The sequence below is a fragment of the Herbiconiux dendrobii genome (assembly GCF_052048175.1).
In the GTDB taxonomy this organism is placed as follows: domain Bacteria; phylum Actinomycetota; class Actinomycetes; order Actinomycetales; family Microbacteriaceae; genus Herbiconiux.
The window spans coordinates 262,399-285,430 of record NZ_JBLZQV010000003.1; the positions used below are offsets into that span (position 1 = coordinate 262,399).

At 71.7% G+C, this 23,032-nt stretch carries 15 protein-coding genes; 6 read left to right on the forward strand and 9 right to left on the reverse strand.

Annotated elements, in window-relative coordinates:
• Positions 1–13 precede the first annotated feature (13 nt).
• The gene (locus ACN4JJ_RS10195) at positions 14–3,625 is read left to right on the forward strand and encodes an AfsR/SARP family transcriptional regulator (RefSeq protein WP_440709796.1); all 3,612 of its coding nucleotides are present in this window, start codon (positions 14–16) and stop codon (positions 3,623–3,625) included.
• A 64-nt stretch (positions 3,626–3,689) separates the two neighbouring features.
• Here ACN4JJ_RS10195 and ACN4JJ_RS10200 read toward each other — a convergent pair whose 3' ends face one another.
• The 4 genes from ACN4JJ_RS10200 to ACN4JJ_RS10215 form a co-directional block, all read right to left on the reverse strand.
• Positions 3,690–4,505 (reverse strand): ABC transporter permease, encoded by an 816-nt coding sequence (locus ACN4JJ_RS10200; protein ID WP_440709797.1) that lies wholly within the window; start codon positions 4,503–4,505, stop codon positions 3,690–3,692.
• The gene (locus ACN4JJ_RS10205) at positions 4,502–5,551 is read right to left on the reverse strand and encodes an ATP-binding cassette domain-containing protein (RefSeq protein WP_440709798.1); all 1,050 of its coding nucleotides are present in this window, start codon (positions 5,549–5,551) and stop codon (positions 4,502–4,504) included. The genes ACN4JJ_RS10200 and ACN4JJ_RS10205 overlap by 4 nt, the downstream gene beginning before the upstream one ends.
• A 227-nt stretch (positions 5,552–5,778) precedes the next feature.
• On the reverse strand, positions 5,779–7,824 hold the full coding sequence (locus tag ACN4JJ_RS10210) for a thioredoxin domain-containing protein (protein ID WP_440709799.1): 2,046 nt from the start codon (positions 7,822–7,824) through the stop codon (positions 5,779–5,781).
• Positions 7,825–7,852: 28 nt separating this feature from the next.
• Positions 7,853–8,578 (reverse strand): DUF1684 domain-containing protein, encoded by a 726-nt coding sequence (locus ACN4JJ_RS10215; RefSeq protein ID WP_440709800.1) that lies wholly within the window; start codon positions 8,576–8,578, stop codon positions 7,853–7,855.
• Between the two features lie 117 nt (positions 8,579–8,695).
• Between ACN4JJ_RS10215 and ACN4JJ_RS10220 the strand changes: the two genes are divergently transcribed.
• Entirely contained in the window at positions 8,696–8,959 is a 264-nt protein-coding gene (locus ACN4JJ_RS10220) for a hypothetical protein (protein ID WP_440709801.1), read from the forward strand.
• Positions 8,960–9,001: 42 nt separating this feature from the next.
• Complete coding sequence (gene hrpA, locus ACN4JJ_RS10225) at positions 9,002–13,228, forward strand: ATP-dependent RNA helicase HrpA (RefSeq protein ID WP_440709802.1); 4,227 nt, start codon at positions 9,002–9,004, stop codon at positions 13,226–13,228.
• A 24-nt stretch (positions 13,229–13,252) separates the two neighbouring features.
• Here hrpA and ACN4JJ_RS10230 read toward each other — a convergent pair whose 3' ends face one another.
• Positions 13,253–15,007, reverse strand: a complete 1,755-nt coding sequence (locus ACN4JJ_RS10230) for a cell wall-binding repeat-containing protein (RefSeq protein ID WP_440709803.1) — start codon at positions 15,005–15,007, stop codon at positions 13,253–13,255.
• 270 nt (positions 15,008–15,277) lie between these two features.
• Here ACN4JJ_RS10230 and ACN4JJ_RS10235 point away from each other — a divergent pair, with 270 nt between their 5' ends.
• On the forward strand, positions 15,278–16,486 hold the full coding sequence (locus ACN4JJ_RS10235) for an MFS transporter (RefSeq protein WP_440709804.1): 1,209 nt from the start codon (positions 15,278–15,280) through the stop codon (positions 16,484–16,486).
• 74 nt (positions 16,487–16,560) lie between these two features.
• Positions 16,561–17,403, forward strand: a complete 843-nt coding sequence (locus ACN4JJ_RS10240; RefSeq protein WP_440709805.1) for an aldo/keto reductase — start codon at positions 16,561–16,563, stop codon at positions 17,401–17,403.
• 310 nt (positions 17,404–17,713) lie between these two features.
• Here ACN4JJ_RS10240 and ACN4JJ_RS10245 read toward each other — a convergent pair whose 3' ends face one another.
• Both ACN4JJ_RS10245 and ACN4JJ_RS10250 read right to left on the reverse strand, forming a co-directional pair.
• On the reverse strand, positions 17,714–18,718 hold the full coding sequence (locus tag ACN4JJ_RS10245) for an aldo/keto reductase (RefSeq protein ID WP_440709806.1): 1,005 nt from the start codon (positions 18,716–18,718) through the stop codon (positions 17,714–17,716).
• Between the two features lie 175 nt (positions 18,719–18,893).
• The gene (locus ACN4JJ_RS10250; RefSeq protein WP_440709807.1) at positions 18,894–19,088 is read right to left on the reverse strand and encodes a hypothetical protein; all 195 of its coding nucleotides are present in this window, start codon (positions 19,086–19,088) and stop codon (positions 18,894–18,896) included.
• Positions 19,089–19,282: 194 nt separating this feature from the next.
• On the opposite strand from ACN4JJ_RS10250, the gene ACN4JJ_RS10255 reads away from it, so the two are divergent.
• Positions 19,283–20,263, forward strand: a complete 981-nt coding sequence (locus tag ACN4JJ_RS10255) for a DUF4349 domain-containing protein (protein WP_440709808.1) — start codon at positions 19,283–19,285, stop codon at positions 20,261–20,263.
• A gap of 68 nt (positions 20,264–20,331) precedes the next feature.
• Here ACN4JJ_RS10255 and ACN4JJ_RS10260 read toward each other — a convergent pair whose 3' ends face one another.
• Both ACN4JJ_RS10260 and ACN4JJ_RS10265 read right to left on the reverse strand, forming a co-directional pair.
• Entirely contained in the window at positions 20,332–21,609 is a 1,278-nt protein-coding gene (locus ACN4JJ_RS10260; RefSeq protein ID WP_440709809.1) for a glycoside hydrolase family 3 N-terminal domain-containing protein, read from the reverse strand.
• A gap of 3 nt (positions 21,610–21,612) precedes the next feature.
• The gene (locus ACN4JJ_RS10265; protein WP_440709810.1) at positions 21,613–22,770 is read right to left on the reverse strand and encodes an acyl-CoA dehydrogenase family protein; all 1,158 of its coding nucleotides are present in this window, start codon (positions 22,768–22,770) and stop codon (positions 21,613–21,615) included.
• Positions 22,771–23,032: the final 262 nt, after the last annotated feature.

Genomic DNA, 23,032 nt, shown 5'->3' on the forward strand with positions numbered 1-23,032 from the left:
TAGGCTTGCGGGGGTGAGCGAGAACCAGCATCCGGACCCCGTGCGCGTAGCCGTGCTCGGGCCCGTCGCGGTCGGCTCTCCGGGTGCTCTCGTCGAGCCGGCCGGACACCGCGCCAAGGCGCTCCTCGCCGCGCTCGCGCTGGCCGCTCCGCAGCCCATCGGGGCCGAGCGCCTGGTCGACGAGGTGTGGGGCGACGACGCCCCCCGCGGCGCCCGGGCCGCGCTGCAGACGCAGGTGTCGCGCATCCGCTCGGCCTTCGGCGAGCAGCTGATCGAGTCGACGCCGTCGGGATACCGGCTCGCCGCGGCCGTCGAGGTCGACGTGCTCCTCGCCCAGCGGATGCTCGACGACGCCCGCACACAGCTCGCCGCCCACGAGTGGCCGGCCGCCGTCGCCGCCTGCCGCGCGGGCCTCGCGCTCTGGCGAGGCGAACCCGGCACCGACCTGGCGGGCGCGGGGTGGACGTCCGCCTCCGGGTCCGGATCCGACTCGGTCGCCGAGGCGCTCGCCGCGCGCGCCGGGCAGCTGCGTGACGGCCTGGAATCGATTCTGGCGACGGCCCTGCTGGAGGCCGGAGACCCCGGCGCCGCCGAGCCGCTCGCGCGCCGGCTCACCGAGCGCGCTCCCTTCGACGACAGCGCCCACCTGGTCCTGATGCGTGCCCTCGATGCGATGGGCCGGCCCACGGAGGCGGTGGCGGTATACGCCCGGTTCCGCCGGCAGGTGCAGGATGCCTTCGGCACCAGCCCCGGGCTCGAGCTGCAGCACCTCAATCTGGAGCTGCTGGAACGGGACCTGACGGACGCGCGGCCGGACGGCACGCCGACGACCGTCGCCGCGAGCCCGCAGCACCTCCCGGGAGCGGCCCGCCCGCCCGCCGAGGCGGTCACGCAGGCGCCGGACGACCGGTCGGGAGCGACGGCACACACGGCGGCGGTCTCGCCCGACGAGCACCCCGCCGCGGATCCGTCCTGGGGCGCGGCGGGCTCGGGGGCGGCGAAGACGCTCCCCCGCCGTGCGGCGGTCGGCCGGGGCATCCGGGCGGCCCCGAACGAGCTGATCGGACGGGAGTCGGCGATCGCCGCGATCGAAGCGCTGCTCGCGAGCACCCGCGTCACCACCGTGCTCGGGCCGGGCGGACTCGGCAAGACGCGGATCGCGCACGAGCTGGCCGCCCGGGCGCTCGAACGCTACGGCGCCGTGATCGTGGCCGAGCTGGCGAGCGTGCGCAGCGCCGACGACCTCGTGTTCGCGCTCGCCTCGGCCCTGGGCATCCGCGAGGTGGCGACCGGCACCCGGCTCGGCTCGACCGTGCTGCGCGCCGACCTGCGCACCCGCATCCTGAACCGGCTCGGCGAGACCCCGACCCTGCTCGTGATGGACAACTGCGAGCACCTGATCGAGGCGGCCGCCGAGTGGTGCGCCGAGCTGACGGCCGAGGTTCCGGAGCTGACCGTGCTGGCCACGAGCCGCACGCCACTGGCGATCTCGAGCGAGCGCGTGTTCCTGCTGGCCCCACTGGGAGCAACGGGTGCCGCGGATTCGGCGAGCGATCTCGAAGCCGACGCCGCCGTGCGCCTGTTCGTCGACCGGGCGACGGCGGCACGCCCCGGCGCGAGCCTTCCGCTGGAGGTCGTCGCCCGCCTCTGCCGCCGCCTCGACGGGTTGCCGCTCGCCATCGAGCTGGCGGCCGCGCGCATCCGGTCGATGCCGCTCGAGGAGATCGAGCGACGGCTCTCCAACCGCTTCGCGCTGCTCACCGGCGGGGATCGCAGCGCTCCCGAGCGGCACCGCACGCTGCGCGCGGTGATCCAGTGGAGCTGGAACCTGCTCGGCGCGGGCGAACAGCGCGCCCTCGCGCGGTTGTCGGAGTTCGCCGACGGGTTCAGCGCCGAAGCCGCCGCGGCGGTCGTGGCCGGAGCGCCGGACGCGGCGGGAGCACCGGTCGTGGCCAGAGCGCCGAAAGCGGCGGGCGCAGCGAGCCCGGCGACACCGGCCGCCGACGCCGACCTCGACGCGGTGCTCGGCATCCTCGACGCCCTGGTCGATCAGTCGCTCGTGATGCTGCGCGAATCCTCCTCGGGGCTGCGCTACCGGATGCTCGAGACCGTACGCGAGTTCGGCCAGCTCCAGCTGGACGAGTCGGGCACCCGCACCGAGGTGCGCGACGCGCTCTTCGCCTGGGCGGAGGAGTTCTGCGCGAGCCGGTACGCCTTCACCGACGGCCCGCGCCAGGTCGCCACCTTCGCCGAGATCGCGGTCGAGGAGGACAACCTGATCGACGTGCTGCGCCGCGCGATCGACGCCGGGCGGCCGCAGACGGTCGTGACCGTGTTCTCGCTGCTCGGCTACGTCTGGTCGCTGCGGAGCGCGCACTCCGAGGTGATCGCGTTCGGGCCTCCTGTGTTCGGCGCCATCCGGCACTACCGCCCCGACGCGGCGCACGTCGACGCGATGGCCTCGTGCCTCATGCTCATCGCCGGCACGACCGTGTTGAGCGATCTGCGCTTCGCCGTGCGGCCGCGCTCGCTGCTGCGCAAGCTGACGGCCGAGCATCCGCTGTCGGATCCGCGCCTCGCCATGATGAGCGCGCTGGTAACCTCGAGCAACGAGCAGGGTGTGCGAGAGGTCGTGGCCGCCGGCATCGCCTCCGGCCACCGTCCGAGCGCCCTGCTCGGCACCATCGTCTCGAGCCTGATGGCCGAGAACGCCGGCGATCAGGATGCGGCCATCCGCTTCGCCGTCGCCGCCGCGAACCTCGCCGTGTCGCTGCAGGACACCTGGGGCGAGGCGATGGCGAGCCAGATGCTCGGCGCGCTGCACAGTCAGAACGCCGAGCCCGTGGAGGCCCTGCGCTGGGCCCGGCGCGCGCAGGTCGGCCTGCAGGCGCTCGGTGCCGACGACGACATCCGGCAGCTGGAGTGGACCATCGCCATCAACGAGCTCGATGTCGGGGACATCGACGAGGCGATCCGCCTGTTCGACCGGCTGATCCTGTCGCCGGGCGAATCCGACGGCGTCGACATCGGCTCGATCGGGCTCGCCGGGCGGGCCGAGGTGTACCGGCGGCAGGGCCGGATCGAGGAGGCGCGCCGGGCCAACGACGGCGCGATCGCGGCCTTCGACGTGCCCCGCACGCGGGCCTCGCCCTGGTACCGGATCATGGTCTCGAACGTGCTCGCCGGCCGGGTGCTCGACGGCGACGGAACGCCCGCCGAGCTGCAGCGGATGGCGCGGCGGCTGCGCTCGCGCACCCTCGCGAACCTGCGCTGGCAGCCCGCCTACGTCGACCGCCCCGTGCTCGGCGCCTCGCTGACCGGCCTCGCCGTGTGGCTCGAGAGCGTCACGGGCGCAGCCGCGGACGTCGACTCCGATTCCGATCTGCGGCGGCTCGCCCTCGACCTGCTGGCCTTCGCGGAGGCCCTGCGCGCCCGGCAGGATCCCTCCGCGCTGCACCTGGCACCCCTGTTCGAGCGCTTCGCCGAGCGGTACCCGGCCGCCGACGTCGCCGCCGCGCGCGCGGCCGCCGCCGCCGTCCCGAACGACGAACGACCCGGGCGCGTCGCAGAACTGCTGCACACGCCCGGGCCGTGGTCGGTGCCGCGGATGCTGCCGGCCCGCTAGCGGGGCCGCATCCGTCGTTCCCGGTGTCGTCGTCTAAGGCCCCGGATCCCCCGGCTGCCCGGGATCAGGCCTTCTTCATGTAGGCGCGCACGGTGAGCGGGGCGAAGATCGCCACGATCACAGCGGCTCCGAGCAGGGCCAGCCAGGCGTCGGCGCCGAAGACGCCGTTGTTGGCCAGGTCGCGCACGGCCGTCACGAGGTGCGAGACCGGGTTGACGTTCACGAAGGCCTGCAGCCAGGTCGGCATGGTGTCGGGCTGCACGAAGGCGTTCGAGAGGAAGGTCAGCGGGAACAACACCAGGAACGAGATGCCCTGCACGCTCGACGCGCTGCGGGCGATCACGCCGAAGAACGCGAAGATCCAGCTGATCGCCCAGGAGCAGGCGATCACGAGCAGACCGGCCAGCACGACCGCACCGAAGCCGCCCGCCGGGTGGTAACCCATCAGGAACCCCACCACGAAGGTGATCGTGGTGGCGATGGCGTACCGGGCTGTGTCGGCCAGCAGCGCTCCGGCCAGCGGGGCGATCCGCGCGATCGGCAGCGACTTGAAGCGGTCGAAGACCCCCTTGTCCATGTCCTCGCGGAGTTGGATGCCGGTGACGACCGAGGTGGTGATGACCGTCTGCACGAGGATGCCGGGGATCAGCAGCGGCAGGTAGTCCTGCACGCTCCCGGCGATCGCGCCGCCGAAGATGTACGAGAACATCAGCGTGAAGATGATCGGCTGCAGCGTCACGTCGATCAGCTGTTCGGGCGTGCGGCGGATCTTCAGCAGCCCGCGCCAGGCCATGCTGAACGAGTTCTGCACGGTCTGGGTGAGGCTGACGTGGTTCTTGAGGGTGCGCGAGACACCCGGGGTGATGGTGAGCTGCGTCATTTCGCGGCCTCCAGTTCGAGTTCGGTTGCGGGTCCGGTGCCGGTACCGGATGCGGCGCCGGTGGTGGTGCCGTCGCCGGCGGTCTCCTCGTCGGAGGCCGTGTGACCGGTGAGGGCGAGGAAGACCTCGTCGAGGGTGGGCTGCTGCACGGCGAGCTCGGCCACCTGGATGCCGTCGGCCCGCAGGCGGATCAGCAGGTCGGTGACGCTGTCGGGATCGGTCATCGGCGCCGTGATGCGGCCCGCCTCCGGGCTCAGCACCGACTCGACGCCGAGCACGTCGAGCACGGCGTGACGGGCGCGCTCGAGGGTGGCGGCATCCACGAGTCTGAGCAGCAGGGAGGCGCTGCCGACGGAGTGCTTGAGCTCGTCGGCGGTGCCCTCGGCCACGACGATGCCGCGGTCGATGACGGCGATGCGGTCGGCCAGCTGGTCGGCCTCGTCGAGGTACTGGGTGGTGAGCAGCACGGTGGATCCGGTGGCGACGAGCCGGCGGATGGTGTCCCACATCTGCGAGCGGGTGCGGGGGTCCAGACCCGTGGTGGGCTCGTCGAGGAAGATCAGGGGCGGCTGCGAGATGAGGCTGGCGGCGAGGTCGAGGCGCCTTCTCATGCCTCCGGAGAAGTTCTTCAGCGGGCGCTTGGCGGCTTCGGACAGGCCGAACTCCTCGAGCAGCTCGGCCGACTTGCGGCGCGACTCGGCGCGGCCGAGACCGTTCAGGCGCGAGAACAGCACGAGGTTCTCGGTGGCGCTCAGCGTCTCGTCAACGCTGGCGTACTGGCCGGTGACGCCGATCAGCTGGCGCACGACCTGCGCTTCGCGGCGCACGTCGTGGCCGAACACGGTGGCCTCGCCGCCGTCGGGCTTCAGCAGGGTGGCGAGCATCCGGATCGTCGTGGTCTTCCCGGCGCCGTTCGGGCCGAGTACGCCGTAGACGGTTCCGGTGCGCACGCTGAGGTCGACTCCGTCGACGGCGCGGTTGTCACCGAACACCTTGACGAGTCCGTGGGCTTCGACGGCCCAGTCGCCGGTGGGTGAGGCGGGCATCCGATCTCCTTCTCGATGACCGGCACAGGATGGCGCCGGGTTCGGGAACGAGTCTGCGCGGGCGCGCTTACGGCCCGCTTACGCGCCTCTGTCGTGGCGCTGTCGCAGGCCGCCCCCACCCGCCGACCCGTCAACCAATGCCGCAATGCGGTGCCCAGAGCGGGACTGAGTGACGGGTCGGCGCGCGCAGCTCATCCCCACCACCGCCGAGCCGTCAGTTGGTGCCGCTATTCGGTGCTCTGAACGGGACTGTGTGACGGGTCGGCGAGCTGCTCTGGGGTGGTGGCGGGGAGACGGCACACGAAGTCGGTGCAGCGGTAGGCGGTGGGGAGTCCGTGCTGGGCGGGGCGGCCTTCGAAGAGCTCGAAACCGGATGCTGCGAGCTCGCGCGCCTGGGATTCGGTGGCGCGGGCCGTGAGGCCGGTGGTCTGGCGGCGCACGTAGTCGCGGAGGGCGGTCGTGGCGCTGACTGGGCTGCCGGTGGATACCTCGGAGGCGGGGAGGCCGGGGGTGGCGGGGCGGGCCTCGGCCGCGCCATCCGGTTCGATGAGGACGAGCTGGGTGGCGGGGCGGGCGAGCTCGGTGAGCACCCGGAGGGCGGCGCCGAACGCGATCGGCTGCGTAGGTGCGAGCTCGCGCACCGGCGCGAGCAGCTCGGCGGCGGCCTCGCGGTAGCGGCGCTCGGCCGTGAGGCCGTACAGCAGCACCAGCGCCGAGGCGGCGGCGCTGCGGCCCGAGGGGTAGGCGCCCTCGGAGGGGTCGAGCTCGGCGGAGAGGCCCTGGCCGCGCAAGACGGGGTCGCCCGATCCGGTCCGGCCCTCGAGCACGTCGTCGAGCAGCGCGCGGCCCGCCGACGCGTAGCGCACCGAGCCCGTCACCGCCGCGAGGCGCAGCAGCCCCTCGGCGAGCATCCCGTAGTCCTCGAGCGTGGCCGCGGCGTCCGAGAGGCGGTCGCCGATGGACACCCGGGCGAGCGGATGCCCCGGCCTCACGTGCGTGGCGAGCAGGTGGTCGGCGGCACGGCGGGCGGTCGCGAGCCAGTCGTCGCGATCGAACACGAAGGCGGCGTGCGCGAGGGCGCCGAGGGCGAGGCCGTTCCAGCCGGCCAGCACCTTCTCGTCGAGGGCGGGCGGGGTCTGGGCGGCCCGTGCCGCCGCGTCGAGCGCGTAGTAGCCGCCCTCCACCCGCGCACCGTCGACCGTGCTCTCCGAATCCTGCGCCGAGGCGAAGCCGCCCGAGGGCAGCTGCATCACGTCGAGCAGGAAGCGTGCGATGCCCTCGGCGGCGTCGCGGGCCCGGCCGGCGGCATCCGGTTCGCCTGCGCCGGCGGACACGGGCGGGCCGACAGGCCCCTGCGCCCGCGCCCAGGCCTCGGTATAGGCGTCGAGCAGCTGCGCGTTGTCGTAGAGCATCCGCTCGTAGTGCGGATCGCTCCAGTCGCGTCGCGTCGCGTACCGGAAGAACCCGCCCTCCACCGGGTCGCGCAGCGGCGACGCCGCCATCGCCCTCAGCGTGCGGTCCGCCAGCGCTCTGGCCTCGCCCACCGTGTCGGCGGCCGCGAGCAGAAACCGCAGCACGGGCGCCACCGGGAACTTGGGCGCGCCGCCGAACCCGCCGTACTGGCCGTCTTCATAGGCGGCGAGCTCGCTCACGATGCCGCCGAGGGCCGGTGCGATCGTGGGAGCGACGCCATCCTGAGCCGGGGCCTCGGGATGCACCGACCCGGCGATGCCCGCGGCATCGGCTCCGGTCGCGCCCGAAGCCAGCCGCTGCTGCCCCGCGGCGAGCGCCGCCGCGAGCTGGTCGGCGGTGGCGAGCACGTCGGCGCGCCGCACCTGCCACGCCTCCGTGACCGCGTCGAGCACCTGCCGGAACGAGGGGTGCCCCTCCACCGGCACGGGCGGCGAGTACGTGCCCGCGAAGAACGCCTTGCCCGCGGGCGTGGTGAACACGTTCAGCGGCCAGCCGAGCCCTTCGGTGAACGCGCCGGCGGCGGCGAGGTACGCCGAGTCGACCTCCGGATGCTCCTCCCGGTCGACCTTGATGGCCACGAAGTGCTCGTCGAGGTACGCGGCGAGGGCCGGATCGGAGAAGCTCTCGCGCGCCATCACGTGGCACCAGTGGCAGGTCGAGTAGCCGATCGACACCAGCACCGGCACGTCGCGCGCCGCGGCCGCCGCGAACGCCTCCGCGCCCCACGGGTACCAGTCCACGGGGTTGCCCGCGTGCGACCTCAGGTACGGGCTGATCGCATCCGAAAGCCTGTTCACCATGCCGTGCTCCTTCCGGCGGCGCGACCGGTCAGTGCCGCACGACCTGTTTCTCGCCCGCGCGCACGGGGGCGTCGATCACGTTCTGCGGCGCGGGCAGCGGGCAGAGGTAGAAGTCGGCGAAGGCGCAGGGCGGGAGCACGGCGCGGTTGAAGTCGACCTCGATCTCACCCGATCCGGCGTCGGCGCGCAGGAAGAGGAAGCGGAACCGGTAGCTCTCGCCGCCACTGGTCGCATCCTTGAACACCACGTGCAGCCGGGTCAGCGGTCCCGTGGCCAGAAGCTCGAGCTTCTGCCCGGCCACCTCCACCTCCACCACGCCCGCGAGCGCGGAGTTCTCGACGGAGCCGTCGATCGTGTCGATGTCGACCCGCTCGCCGTCGGCCGCCGGGCGGAAGCGCCCCTTCAGCACCCAGGCGGGATCCGGTTCATAGGCCTCGATGTCGGCCACCGAGGCCCGCGACGGCGCCTCGGGGTCGAGCACCCGCAGCGCCACGTCGTCGTCGCGCCGGTAGTTGCGCAGCAGCCGGCCGCCGAGCAGCGTCTCGCCGCCCTCGTCGATCGTGAAGTCGGGACCGACGATGGCCGCGCCGTCGAGCGACCACTCGCCCTCCAGACCCTCGACGGGCTGCGGATCGGGCGAGAGCCAGTGCGTGCCCACGAGTGCCGCCACCCCGTGCGGCGCGGTCACCGCCCGCAGCCGCCCTTCGTGCCAGGCCTGCCAGGACGACTCGAACTCACTCGCGCTCTCGCTCACGCTCCGAGCCTACGCGCGGGCACCCCTGAGCGCCCGCCGTGACGAAGGAAGTCGTCGGCGGCGACGGCGACGCATCCGCTCTACCGCTCGACGCCGTGGGCCACGATGATGGAAGACATGACCCACACCCGTGTGACCGTGCTCGACTACACCGTGAACGCCGACGTCTACGCCCGGTACGGCGCCGACTTCGACGCCGAAGCCGTGAACGACGAGATCCTGCGGATCGTGAACGAGGCCGCTCCGGCCGGTGTGACGGTGGAGCGCAACGGCGCGGTGATGGCCGAGGACGACGCCATCCGCACCGCCCGCGAATTCGACTGGGCGACGGTGCTGAAGCGCATCGACCTCGACACCATCCTCGCCCAGCACGGTCGCTGACGCCGCCCGGGCCCGAGCCCGGGGCCGTAGGATGGAGGGCTGATGTCCTCCGACTCCCCCCTCACCATCGTCTTTCCCCCCGAGCTGCCCGTCAGCCATAAGAAGGACGAGATCGCGCGCGCCATCCGCGACCACCAGGTCGTGATCGTGGCCGGCGAGACCGGATCGGGCAAGACGACGCAGCTGCCGAAGATCTGCCTGGAGCTCGGCCGCGAGAACATCGGGCACACGCAGCCCCGGCGGCTCGCCGCCCGCACGATCGCCGAGCGCATCGCCGAGGAGCTCGGCCAGGAGGTCGGAGGCCTGGTCGGCTACCAGGTGCGCTTCACCGACAAGGCGAGCAAGGCCACGCGCATCAAGCTGATGACCGACGGCATCCTGCTGAACGAGATGAACCACGACCGGATGCTCAGCCGGTACGACACGATCATCATCGACGAGGCGCACGAGCGCAGCCTCAACATCGACTTCCTGCTCGGCTACCTCAGGCAGCTGCTGCCGAAGCGGCCCGACCTCAAGCTCATCATCACGAGCGCCACGATCGACCCCGAGAGCTTCGCGCGGCACTTCGCGGATGCCTCGGGCGAACCGGCGCCGATCGTGGAGGTGTCGGGGCGCACGTTCCCGGTGGAGGTGCGGTACCGCCCGCTGGCTCCGGATGCGCCGTCCGACGACCCCGACGACGACCAAGACGACGACAACGCCGGTGACGGCGGCCAGGATGGCGCCGAGCGCCGGACCCCTTCGAGCCCGGTGCGCGCATCCGGTAACGCCCGATCGGGGAACGCGGTGCGCGCGGCCGGCCGGCCGAAGCCCGGCTCGGCCGATCGCGACGAGGAAGGCCGCGACCTGTTCCAGGCCATCGGAGACGCCCTCGACGAGCTCGAGCGCGAGGCGCCGGGCGACGTGCTGGTCTTCCTCTCCGGCGAGAACGAGATCCGCGACGCCGAGGAGGCCCTGCGCGGCAAGTACGCCGGCCGCAGCGCCTCCTCCGGCAACGGGGTGGAGGTGCTCCCCCTCTACGGGCGGCTGAGCGCCGCCGACCAGCACCGCGTGTTCCAGCGCAGCAGCACCCCGGGCATCCGTCGCCGGGTGATCCTCGCCACGAACGTGGCCGAGACGAGCCTCACGGTGCCGGGCATCAAGTACGTGATCGACTCGGGCACGGCGCGCATCAGCCGCTACTCGGTGCGCTCGAAGGTGCAGCGGCTGCCGATCGAGCCGATCTCGCAGGCGAGCGCCAACCAGCGCTCGGGCCGCTCGGGCCGCACCAGCGACGGCATCGCCATCCGGCTCTACTCCGAAGAGGACTACACGCGGCGGCCGGAGTTCACCGACCCCGAGATCCTGCGCACGAACCTCGCCGCGGTCATCCTGCAGATGATCTCGCTCGGGCTCGGCGACATCGCGGCCTTCCCCTTCCTGCAGCCGCCGGATTCGCGCGGCATCAAGGACGGCGTCGACCTGCTGACCGAACTGAACGCGGTCCGCACACCTGAGACGAAGGATGCGGTGCCCCAGCTGACGGCCGTCGGCCGCGACCTCGCGCGCCTGCCGATCGAGCCGCGGTTCGCGCGCATGGTCGTCGAGTCCAAGCGCACGGCGACCAGCCGCGAGGTGCTGGCGATCGTGGCGGGGCTGACGATCCAGGATCCGCGCGAGCGACCGCTGGAGAAGCGCGGGCGCGCCGACGAGCTGCACGGGCGGTTCGCCGATCCCACCAGCGACTTCCTCACCCTGCTGAACCTCTGGAACTACCTCGAGGAGCAGCAGCGCGAGCTGTCGTCGAGCGCGTTCCGGCGCCTGTGCAAGAACGAGTTCCTGAACTACCTGCGCATCCGCGAGTGGCAGGACGTGTACCGGCAGCTGCGGCAGCTGGCGAAGCCGCTCGGGCTGAGCATCGGCGAGCCGAGTGTGAATCCGGATGGCATCCACAAGTCGATCCTGTCGGGCCTGCTCTCGCAGATCGGGCTGCGCGATCTCGTCAAGAAGGACTACGCGGGCGCCCGCGGCACTCGGTTCTCGATCTTCCCGGGCTCCACGCTCGCCAAGAAGCAGCCCGCGGCCGTGATGAGCGCCGAGCTGGTGGAGACCAGCCGCCTGTTCGCGCGGATGAACGCCGCGATCGATCCGGGCTGGGTGGAGCCGCTGGCCGGCGACCTGCTGAAGCGCAGCTACTCCGAGCCGCACTGGGAGAAGAAGCAGGGCGCCGCCGTGGCCTACGAGCGGGTGACGCTGTACGGGGTGCCGATCGTGGCGAAGCGGCGGGTGCAGTTCGCGCGGATCGACCCCGAGTACGCGCGGGAGCTGTTCATCCGGCACGCCCTCGTCGAGGGCGAGTGGGAGTCGCAGCAGGCCTTCGACCGCGCCAACCGGGCGTTCCGTCGCGACCTCGAGCAGCTCGAGGAGCGCTCGCGCCGGCGTGACATCCTGCTCGACGACGAGGCCGTGTTCGAGTTCTACCAGGCGCGCATCCCGCGGGACGTCGTGTCGCAGCGCAGCTTCGAGGGCTGGTGGAAGACGGCCCGGCACGACGACCCCGAGCTGCTCACCATGACGCTCGACACGCTGCTGCCCGAGGGGGCGCCCGAGGTCGACGAGACCGAGTTCCCGGCGATGTGGCAGCAGGGCGACCAGCGGCTCGCGCTGACCTACCGCTTCGAGCCCGGAGCGGACGACGACGGGGTCACCGCGACGGTGCCGCTGGCGCTGCTGCCCCGGCTGTCGGCCGAGGCGTTCGAGTCGCAGGTGCCGGGGTTCCGGCGCGAGCTCGTGACGGGGCTGATCCGCTCGCTGCCGAAGCGGCTGCGGGTGAACTTCGTGCCCGCCACCGACTGGGCGGGGCGGCTGCTCGACGAGCTCGGGCCGGTCGAGGAGGGTGTCGATGCGTCGTCGGGCTCCGCTCGGGTTCCGGATGCGGCGAAGCAGGGGCGTGGCGGGTTCCTCAGCCGGCTCGCGGCCGTGATGACCCGGCTCGCACACACCCCGGTCGCGGCGGCCGACTTCGATCGCACGAAACTGCCGGAGCATCTGCGGGTGACGTTCCGGGTGGTGAACGAGAGCGGGAAGACCCTCGCGGCGGGCAAAGACCTCACCGTTCTGCAGGAGAGACTGGCGGATGCCGCCCGGGCGAGCATCGCACGGCTGTCCGGCGGGGGCGCGCCCGCGGGTGGCCGGTTGGGCACGTCCGGCGCCGCCGCCGCCGCGCGCGGCGCCGATAACGACGCCGGTGCCGCGCGCGGCGCCTCCGGTGCCCGAGGCCGGGCCGCCGATCGCGGCCCCGGCCGCTCCGCCGGCGCCTCCCCCGACGGTGGCGGGCCCGATCCGTCCGCGGCCGCACCTGCCGCACGTGCTGACGCGGCAGCCCGTCTGGCGAGCGCCGCCGGCCGGGCGCGCGACGGCTTCGCCGAGCGCGCCGGCCTCACCGCGTGGACCTTCGGCGACCTCCCCCGCTTCGTCGACACCGCGCAGCACGGCGGGGTCATCCGTGCCTACCCGGCGCTCGTCGACGAGAAGTCCTCGGTGGCCCTCCGCCTGATGGCGAGCGCCGAGGAGCAGGCGCGTGCGACCCCGGCCGGGGTGCGCCGGCTGCTGCTGCTGGCGGTGCCGAGCCCGGCATCCTATGTTCGCGACCATCTCACCCAGAACGAGAAGCTGCTGCTGGCGACGAGCCCGTACCAAAACGTGAACGCGCTCTTCGACGACGCGATGGCGGCCTGTGCCGACGAGGCGCTCTTCGCGCTGCACCCCGACGGCCTGGTGTGGACCGCGGCCGAGTTCGAGGCCGTGCGGGACCGCCTGTCGAAGGCCGTGCTGCCCCTGCTGGACCAGACGATCGCCACCGTGGTGCGCATCCTGAGCGGCGTGCGCGATGTCGAACGGGCCATCAAGTCGGGCACGAGCATGGCGATGCTGCCGGCCATCACGGATGCCCGCGAGCAGCTGGCCGCCCTGGTGCACCCCGGCTTCATCGCCTCCACGGGCCTCGCTCGTCTAGGCCACCTTCCACGCTACCTCGCCGGAATCGTCTACCGCCTCGAGAAGCTCCCCGACAACCCCGCCCGAGACCGCGCCTGGATGACGGAGGTGCAGACCGCCACCGCCCGCTACACCGACGCCGGCGGCCGCCTCCCCCAGGCCCCCCACGCCCCACCGAACCTCGTGCACGCCCGCTGGCTCCTCGAAGAACTCCGAATCTCCCTCTTCGCCCAGCCCCTGGGCACAGCAGAACCCGCATCCCTCCAGCGCCTCACCAAGCTCCTGGCATGACTCACGCGCCGGTCACGGCCAGCTTCACCCGGGCAGGTAGGAGTTCAGCTGCTCGAGCACCGTATCCGAGACGGAGTTCTGCCCGCCCAGCACGACGATGCGGTACGGCCGCAGCCTGTCCAACTGGGCGGCGACCGGCGCAGGAACGCCCTCGCGCGTGACGAGCAGCACAGGCGCGTCATCTGCGATGGCCGCCGCTGATCCGGACAGCGCATCCGGAAAGACCTCGCCCGAGGCGACGTAGACCGTATAGGCACGCACCGGACTCGCACGGGTCGCCGACGCAGCCGACACGGCGAATCGGTCGGCACCGTCTACCCGGGTGACCGGTGCTGTCGCGCCCAGCGCGGCGACGACGGGTTCGGAGATCGTGTTCGGCCCGCCGAGCACGATGATGTTCGAGGGCTTGAGCCGTGTGATCTCGGTTTGCACGGCGGGCGGGATGACGCCTTTCTGGAGCAGCAACACGGGTGCGTGGTCGTGGCCGGCCGCGGCCGAGCCCGAGAGCGCGTCGGGGAAGACCTCACCCGAGGCCAGGTAGACGGTAGCCGAGCCGCCGGGGAACGCCGCCTTCGAGACGGCGGCCGACACCTCGTAACGATCCGCTCCGGCGATCCGCGAGACCGACGTCGAATACGTGCCGAGCTGGGTCTGAACCGCCGCACTGATGCTGGCGGTGCCACCAAGCACCACGATCCGCTGCGGCCGGAGGCGCGTCAGCTCGCCGCCGATCACCGGAGGCACCGCATCCTTCGTCACCAGAAGCACCGGACCCCGCTGCGCCCCCGCGGCCGCCGATCCCGAGAGCGCGTCGGCGAAGCCCGTCCCCGACGCGACGTAGACGATGGGAACACCCGAGTAGAAGGTGCTCGCCGACACCGCGGCGGACACCGCGAATCGATCGACGCCCCCGACTCTCTCGACCGCGGGCAAGGGGCTCGGATGTGCGTCGTACATCACCACCTGCGACTTGTCGGGCCCCGGGCGTGGAGTCTGGGCCACGAATACGCGATGGGTCACCTGATCCACCGTGATCGAGTTGAAGTAGTCTTCATCGCCGCCGCCTTCGACAGCCAGCGTGTCGCTCCTCAGCGCCTGAATTCCAGGCACCCCGCCACCGGCGGTGGCTACGAGTACGAGGTGTTGGGAGTCATCCACGGAAAAGTCCTGAGGTGCTGTCCCAAGCGGCGCTGACGTGGCAACTTTCGTCATCGAGGTCGGATCGTAGCTCTCGAGATGAGTGACCAGCGGGCGGTCGGTGGACACGACCAGCGCGCCCCCACCGAAAGCCAGCTTCAGAGGCCGGTTCTCCAGCCGGGTCGTCGACGAGCCGGTCGGAAAGACGGTGGTGATGGTCGAGTCGACCGTGCTTGAGATGAAAGCGTGGTGAGTTGCCGAATCGACCACGACATCCGTCGGCTCGCGCCCGGTCGCCTCACGCCGGACACTCCCGGTAGCGACATCGATGAGAGAGACATCATTCGAGACCGAATTGGCCACGTAGACGACGTCGGCGACGGAATCCACGGCTATTGCCGTTCCCCCCTTGCCAAAGGTCTTCCACGATCCCACGACTTTCCCCGACGATGCCGATCCGGGGTCCACGTCGACGGCGAACACCTGCTCTCCCGATCCATCGAGCACGAACAGGTGATGAGTGGTCTCGTTCACGACCTGCGCAAACAGAGATACACCGGGGATCGGCACGGTGGACAGAGGCGTCAGACTCGTCCCGCCACCATCGAAGACGGTCACGTTGAGGCCCTTGTAGTCGACCACGAAGGCTCGGTGCGTCGTGCTGTCGACTGCTACCGAGAAGATTCCGTCGGAGGGCGGCGTCACACCGGCAGACGCCACGCGAGCGAACTCGATGCTCCGAGGAGCCGCGGTCGCAGGGGACAGCGGTCCGAGCGCCATCACGGCCAGAACAACGGCTGCCGTGGCTAGGCCCACAATGCGTTTGACGCTTCCAAGCATTACCCGAGCATACCTCAGCTAAGTGATCGATGCTGCTCGGATGACGCGCGACGCAGCTAGACTTGTCTGCTTATGAGCAGCTACACCTCCCTCCTCAAGACGCGCGGCGTCGCGCGGATCATCGCTGCTCAGCTGACCGCTCGTTTTCCGTTCGGGATGCTGTCGCTGGCGTTCCTGCTGCACATCGAGCACACCTACGACAGCTACGGCGTCGCCGGGCTCGTGCTCGCCGCGCTGAGCATCGGGCAGGCGATCGCCGGGCCTGTGACGAGCCGGCTGATGGGGCGCTGGGGCATGCGCCCGGTCATCCTCGTCACCATGATCATCTGCGCCGTGGCCATCACCTGCATCGCACTGTTCCCGATGGGGATCGCGGCCGACATGGGGGTGGCGTTCGTCGCCGGGCTCACGATGCCGCCCATCCAGCCGGCCGTGCGCACCATCTACCCCAAGATGGTGAACTCGAAGCAGCTCACCCCGCTGTTCTCGCTCGACGCCTCGGCGCAGGAGATCATCTGGGTGCTCGGGCCGGTCATCACGACCTTCGTGTCGATCCAGATCGGCACCGTCTGGGGCATCCTGCTCGCCGTGGCGTTCCTGGTGGGCGGCGGCATCTGGTTCCTCTCCAGCCCCGAGCTCGGGCGGGTGCGCATCCCGCGCTCCAAGCGCAAGCTCGGCGTGGTGCTGAAGAAGCCGCCGGTGCTGCTGGCCACCATCGTGGGCTTCCTGCTCGTGGCCACCTGCGCCGCCATCGAGGCGGGGGTCGTGTCGACCTTCGGCGAGGGCGGCGCGGAGGCCGGCATCGTGCTCGCCATCTTCGCGGTCGGGTCGCTCGCCGGTGGCCTCTCGCTCGGCCACAAGCCGATCGGCCCCTGGGCCCTCGCGCGCCGGATGGCGATCGTGTTCGTCGGCACCGCCATCGCCGCCGCGTGGCTGAACGTGTGGTGGCTGGCCATCACGCTGTTCATCGCGGGCATCGGCATCGCGCCCGCCCTCGCCGTGATGTTCGCGATCGTCTCCTCGAGCGTGCGCTTCAGCGACACCGCCGAGGCTTACGGCTGGGTCGGCACCGGGCAGCTGATCGGCGCGGCGGTCGGATCGGCTCTGGCCGGCTTCCTGATCGACGGCATCGGTTCGGTCGGCGCCTTCGTGGTGGCGGCGGTGCTCGCCTTCGTCGGGTTCCTGGTGCCGCTGCTCGGCAAGCGCTTCCACCCGGATCTGCGCGGCCGCGACGCGAGCCCGCTCCCCGACACCGAACCCGTCGACGCCATCACCGCCTGAGCCCTCGGGCTCCAGCACAGCCCCCGAGACCAGCCCAGCCCGGGTACCAGCACAGACCGCGGGATAATCGAAGCATGGTTCCCGCGCTCTCCCCGCTCCTTCCGCTCGTCGACGGCCGCAGCATCCCGCAGCTCGGTCTCGGCGTCTACAAGACGACGGATGCCGAGAGCGCCGATGCGGTCGACGTCGCCCTGCGCCACGGCTACCGCCTGATCGACACCGCGGCGATGTACCTGAACGAGCAGGGTGTCGGCGAAGGGATCCGGCGCAGCGGGCTGCCGCGCGAGGAGGTGTTCGTCACCACGAAGGTCTGGCACACCGACAACGGCTACGACAGCACCCTGCGCTCGTTCGACGAGAGCCTCGAACGGCTCGGCACCGACTATGTCGACCTGTACATGATCCACTGGCCGGCCCCCGCGAAGGACCGCTACGTCGACACCTGGCGGGCGTTCGAGACGCTCGCCGCCGACGGCCGGGCGCGCTCGATCGGTGTGGCGAACTTCCACCCGAAGCACATCGAGCGGCTGCTCGTCGAGACGGGGACCGTGCCCGCGGTCAACCAGATCGAGCTGCACCCGTGGCTGCCACAGACCGCGGTGCGCGCGTTCGACGCCGAGCACGGCATCGTCACGCAGGCCTGGTCGCCGCTGGCGCGCGGGCACGTGTTCGAGGCGGCGCACGGCGGCGAGGTGCTCGCCGGAATCGGGAGCAAGCACGGCAAGTCGGCCGCGCAGGTCGTCATCCGCTGGCACCTGCAGCTCGGCAACGCGGTCATCCCCAAGTCGGTCACGCCGTCGCGCATCCTCGAGAACATCGACGTCTTCGACTTCGAGTTGGATGCCGAAGACCTGGGCGCCATCGCGAGTCTGGAGACGGGCGAACGGACGGGAGTCGATCCGGACGACCGGAACTAGGGCGTGGGGGGGTCGCGTGGGGGTTGCTCGTGGGTGACTTGTCGGGCTGTGTTCGTTGCCGGTCGCGCCGGGCTTCGCTCGGCGTGACCGGGCTGCGCCGGTCCCTGCCCGGCGCAGCGCGACATGTGTGCGCGCGGACGAGGGACGCGGCCTTCGGTCGCATCCCTCGGCCACACGCACACCTTGGGTCGGCGAGTACGGCCTGAGACTTCGGGGCACGGTGGAAGTGGCGTGATGACTGGGGTCGCGGTAGAAGTGCTGACCCGGGGTCTCGGTGGACGTGCTGGGTGGGATGCCGGGCGGCCGGCCCCTACCAGCGGTCGTGGACGGCGTCTCGGAAGTAGCGGTCGTACAGGTCTTTGACGTTGTCGTCGAGGCCCTCCGGCAGGGTGAGGGAACCGGCCGAGGCGTTCGACTCCGCCTGGGCGCGGGAGCGGGCGCCGGGGATGACGGCGGAGACACCGTCTTGCGCGGCCACCCAGGCGATGGCCGCCGCGGAGGGCGCGACACCCTCGGGCAGCAGCGCGGCGAACTCGCGCGCGGCGTCGATGCCCTGGGCGAAGTCGACGCCCGAGAAGGTCTCCCCCACGTCGAAGGCGCTGCCGTCGCGGTTGTAAGTGCGGTGGTCGTCGGCCGCGAACTCCGTGTTCACGGTGTACTTGCCGCTCAGCAGGCCCGAGGCCAGCGGTACGCGCGCGATGATGCCGACACCGGCCTCGCGGGCGGCGGGCAGCACCTCGTCGAGCGGCTTCAGCCGGAAGGCGTTCAGGATGATCTGCACGGTGGCCGTGCCCGGCCGCGCGATCGCCGCCAGCGCTTCGGCGCAGGTCTCCACGCTTACGCCGTAGTTCGCGATCGCGCCCTCCTCGACCAGCACGTCGAGCGCGTCGTAGACCTCGTCGGTCGAGAACACGGGGGTGGGCGGGCAGTGCAGCTGCACCAGGTCGAGCGTGTCGACGCCGAGGTTCTGACGCGAGCGATCGGTCCAGGCCCGGAAGTTCGCGAGCGTGAACTCCGCGGGATCCTGCGGCCCCCGACGCCCCATCTTGGTGGCCACGGTGATGCCCGAGCCGCCGTTCGACCCGGTCGCGGCATCCGGATTCTCGCGCAGGAAACGCCCGATCACCCGCTCGCTCCGGCCGTCGCCGTAGACGTCGGCGGTGTCGAAGAAGGTGACCCCGGCATCGACGGATGCGGCCAGCACGTCGAGCGCGGCATCCTCGTCGACATCACCCCAGTCGGCACCCAGCTGCCAGGTGCCCAGGCCGATGACGGAGACGGATCGGCCGGTACGGCCCAGAGTTCGCTGCTGCATGTCTTCGACCCTAGCCGGGTCGACCGACACCGGCCCGAGACAGCCACGATCACGGTTCACCCCGGCACGATCGCGGGCCCGCGACGCGCTCCTCCCCCGCGCGCACGGAAAAGGGCCCCCGCACGGCGGAGGCCCTCGTACCGGGCCGGACGAAACCGGCCGTCACTGCACGCGATCAGTCGCGCAGGGACTCCTTGTAGTCGTTCTTGGCCTTGGTGGCGTCGCGCTCGGCCTCGGCCTTCTTGACCTCGTTCTCGGCCTTCGCCTCGTCGGCCTTGTCGCTGATGCGCTCCTTGGCGTCGTCGAAGGCCTCGCCGATCTTCTTGCCCGTGGCCTGCGCGGCGTCCTTCGCGTCGTCGATGAAACCCATGACAGCCTCCTTCAGTTCGTGGTGCTCAACACCGTACGACGACCGCGCCCGCGCCGCTCGCGGGTTCCAGGGAGCTTTCAGGCGACCGCCAGGCGGCGCGGGACGCGCGGCGAAGGTCTCGCCGGGATAACGAGCGGATAACCATCCGGCAACATCCAGCCACCCTCCAGACGCGCGCCAATACGGTGTGGCACATGAGACGAATGATCCTCGCTTCCGCCGCCGTCGCCACCGCCCTGCTGCTGGCCGGGTGCTCCGCCGGCTCGTCATCGTCCTCGTCCGGCTCGGGCCCCGTGCAGCTCGCCCAGCCCGACCAGGCGCAGACGGAGGGCGGTGTCGCGGGCGATGCCGCCGACGGCACCCGGCAGTCCGTGATCACCACCGGCTGGGTCGCCATCACGGTCGACGATCCGATCGCGGCGGCCCAGGATGCGGTCGACCTGGTCGACTCCTTCGACGGCAAGATCGACTCGCGGTCCCAGCAGGTGCAGTCGGACGAGCAGAACGCCAGCGCCCAGCTGACCGTGCGCATCCCGGCGAAGGATCTCGATGCCGCGATCGAGAAGCTCGACTCGCTCGGAACCGTCGACTCGGTGTCGCTGCAGTCCAGCGACGTCACGCTGCAGGTGCGGGATCTGGACGCGCAGATCAAGGCCCTGCAGGCATCCGTCGACCGCCTGCTGGCTCTGGTCGACCAGGCCGCCACGACCGCCGACCTGGTGGAGCTGGAGACCGCGATCTCCGACCGGCAGTCGCAGCTGGACAGCCTCACCTCGCAGAAGCAGTACCTGGCCGACCAGATCGACTACTCGACGCTGACGCTCGACCTCGTCACGGCCGACGCGATCCCCTCCGCCGTTCCGGGAGACTTCTGGAGCGGCCTGGCCGCCGGGTGGGCGTCGCTCGGCGCGGCGCTGTCGGGGCTGCTCGTGGTGGTGGGAGTGCTCATCCCGTGGCTGCTGCCGCTCGCGGTGATCGCGGCCGTGGTGGTGCTCGTCGTGGTGCTGGTGAACCGCCGCAAGACCCCGCCGTCCGGTGGGGCGCCGGGCTCCACGCCGAATGCGCCGAACGCACCGGAGTCACCGGAGTCACCGAACACTCCAGCGTCGCCGAACGCGCCGGCCACACCGGACGCACCACACCCCTCGCCCACCTCCCCCGCCTCGCACGGCTGAGTCGCACCCGCCGAGGGGCGCGGGCACGGGGCGGCGCGGCGCTGCCGGTCAGAGCGCGGCGCGGCCGGTCAGAGCACGGCGTCCGGATGCTGGCGGAGCCAGAGTTCGCGGCGCAGCTCGAGGTCGCGCAGCACGGCGTCGTCGACGAGTTGCGGCGGGATGGCGCCGGAGCGCACGGCGGCGGCGATCGCCGCGACGAGCGGGGGCATGTCGACCGCCGAGTTGTACAGCAGCAGGTCGTTGCCGGCGGCGACCGCGGCCACGGCGTTCGCCGTGCGGTCGGCGAAGACCGGCACGCCGGAGCTCTCGAGCATCAGCAGGTCGTCGGTCACCGCCACGCCCTCGAAGCCCAGGTCGTCGCGCAGGATGCGGTGCCAGGCTGCCGACAGCGAGGCCGGCTGCGCATCCACCGCGCTGTAGACCAGGTGCCCGAACATGACCAGCTCGGCGCCCGCGTCGATGCCCGCCTCGAACGGCGGCGCATCCTGCTGCTGCCACTGCGCGAAGGGCAGTGCGGTCGTGGGCAGGGAGGTGTGCGAGTCGGCCGGCGTCTCGCCGTGCCCCGGGAAGTGCTTGAGGGTCGAGAACACGCTGCCGTGCTCGGCGCCGACGGCGGCGGCCACGCGCTCGCTCGCGGAGGCCGGGTCGGTTCCCAGCACGCGTTCGTAGATGAACGACGAGGGGTCGGCGGTGACGTCGGCCACGACGCCGAAGTTGACGCTCATACCGGTGGACTCGAGCAGGGCCGCGCGCTGGGTGAACGCCTCGTTCGTCGCCTCGACCGGTGCGCCCTTCAACGTGTCGGCCGCCGCGAAGCCGTCGTCGCCGAGCCGGGCGACGATGCCGCCCTCCTCATCGATCGCGATCAGGGTTCCGAGCCCCTCGCCGGTCTGCAGCGCCGCCGCGAAGGCCGCCGTCTGGCTGCTGGGGCCGGGCACGTTGTCGCCGAGCAGCAGCACGCCCGCCGCCTGGGTGGCGGCGAGGTAGGACTGCACGGCCGCCGGATCCGCACCCGGCACGTGCACGATGAACATCGAGGCGATCTTCTGCCCGAGCGTCATCGTGCTCAGCCTCATCGAGGCGTACAGGCGGATGCGCTCGGCCGCGGAGAGCACCGGGAACGCCCCGCGCTCCCGGGCCTGCGCGACGGCCGCCTTGGTGGCGGGGGTGGCCGTGGTGGAGTCGGCCGACCCGCTCCCCGCTGCACCGGACGGCGTCGAGGATGCACTCGGCGCGCCATCCGTCGCCACCGCGCACCCGGCCAGCATCGCGCCGGTGAGCATCGCGGCCAGCGCTCCCGCCGCCAGCCGCCCGCGGAGCGCGAGCGGCGATCTCGTCAGGGCCACGACTCAGTCCGGAACCGGGCCGAGCAGCGCGTTCGCCACCGTGGAGTGCGCGGACTCGTCGTCGGAGGGGTGGAAGATGCCGGCCACCACGTCGCGGTAGAGCCGGCCGAGCTCGCTCGAGTTGGCGATCGACGAGCCCCCGGAGACGCGCAGCGCGAGGTCGACGACCACCCGCGCGCTCTCGGTGGCACGCACCTTGAGCCCGACGAGCTTGGGGAACCACGCGGCCCCGTGCGCGACCTGAGCGTCGACGTCGGCGGCGAGCGCCTCGATCTGCGGCGGCAGCGCGTCGTGCGCGATCCCGGCCTCGGCCACCTTCCAGCGGATGTCGGGGTCGTGCGCGTAGGGCCGGCCGCCCGCTTTCATCGACGTGCGGCGGTGCGCGGCCTCGACGGCGAGCTCGACCGCCCGCTGGCTGATGCCCGTGTAGACGGCGGCGACGAGGATCTCGAAGTTCGAGAAGATGCCGAAGATCAACGGATCGGCGCTCGGCCCCACCGGCAGCCGCCGGAACACGCGTGGCGCCGGGGCGACCGCACCGTCGAGCACCGTGGTGTTGCTCTGGCTGGCGCGCATGCCGAGCGTGTCCCAGTCGCGCACCGTGGTGACCCCGGCCGTCGACCGGTCGAGGAAGGCGTGCACGAGGGCCGGGGCATCCGGATCGGAGTCGTCGCGGCCGAACACGCCGAGCCGCGTCCACACCGGCGAGAGCGAGGTGAAGATCTTGGTGCCGGTGAAGCTGTAGCCGCCGTCGGGCAGCGGATGCGCCTGGGTGCGGGAGTCGAACAGCACCGAGTCGTTGCCGGCCTCGCTGTTGCCGAACGCGAAGACCTCGCCGGCCACCGCATCCTCGAGCACCCAGGCGAGCGAGTCGTCTCCGCGATCGGCGAGCACCTTCGCGACGCCGGTCCACACCAGATGCATGTTGACGGCGAGGGCCGTGGCGGGTGCCGCCGTCGCGAGCCGCGTCTGCTCCCGAGCCACCCGGGCCAGCCCGAACCCGAGCCCGCCCGCCTGCCCGGGCGCGAACATCCGCAGATACCCGACCTCAGCCAGCTCCCGCAGATCCTCCTCCGGAAACGTGTTCTCCCGATCATGCCCCGCGGCCCGCCCCCGAATGCGCGCCAGCAGAGCATCATCGAGAACACTCACGTCGGCCATGCGCACATGCTACCGAGACCCCCTGACAGTCCCCTCCCCACCAGACACCCCCACCGGCACCCGAAGTCTCAGGCCGTACTCGCCGACCCAAGGTGAGCGTGTGGCCGAACGTCCCGACCGCAGGCCGGGTCGTTCGACCGCGCGCTCACATGTCGCGCTGCGCCGGGCAGGGACCGGCGCAGCCCGGTCACGCCGAGCGAAGCCCGGCGCGACCGGCAACAAGCACAGCCAGACACACACGTGACACTGCTAACGCACCATC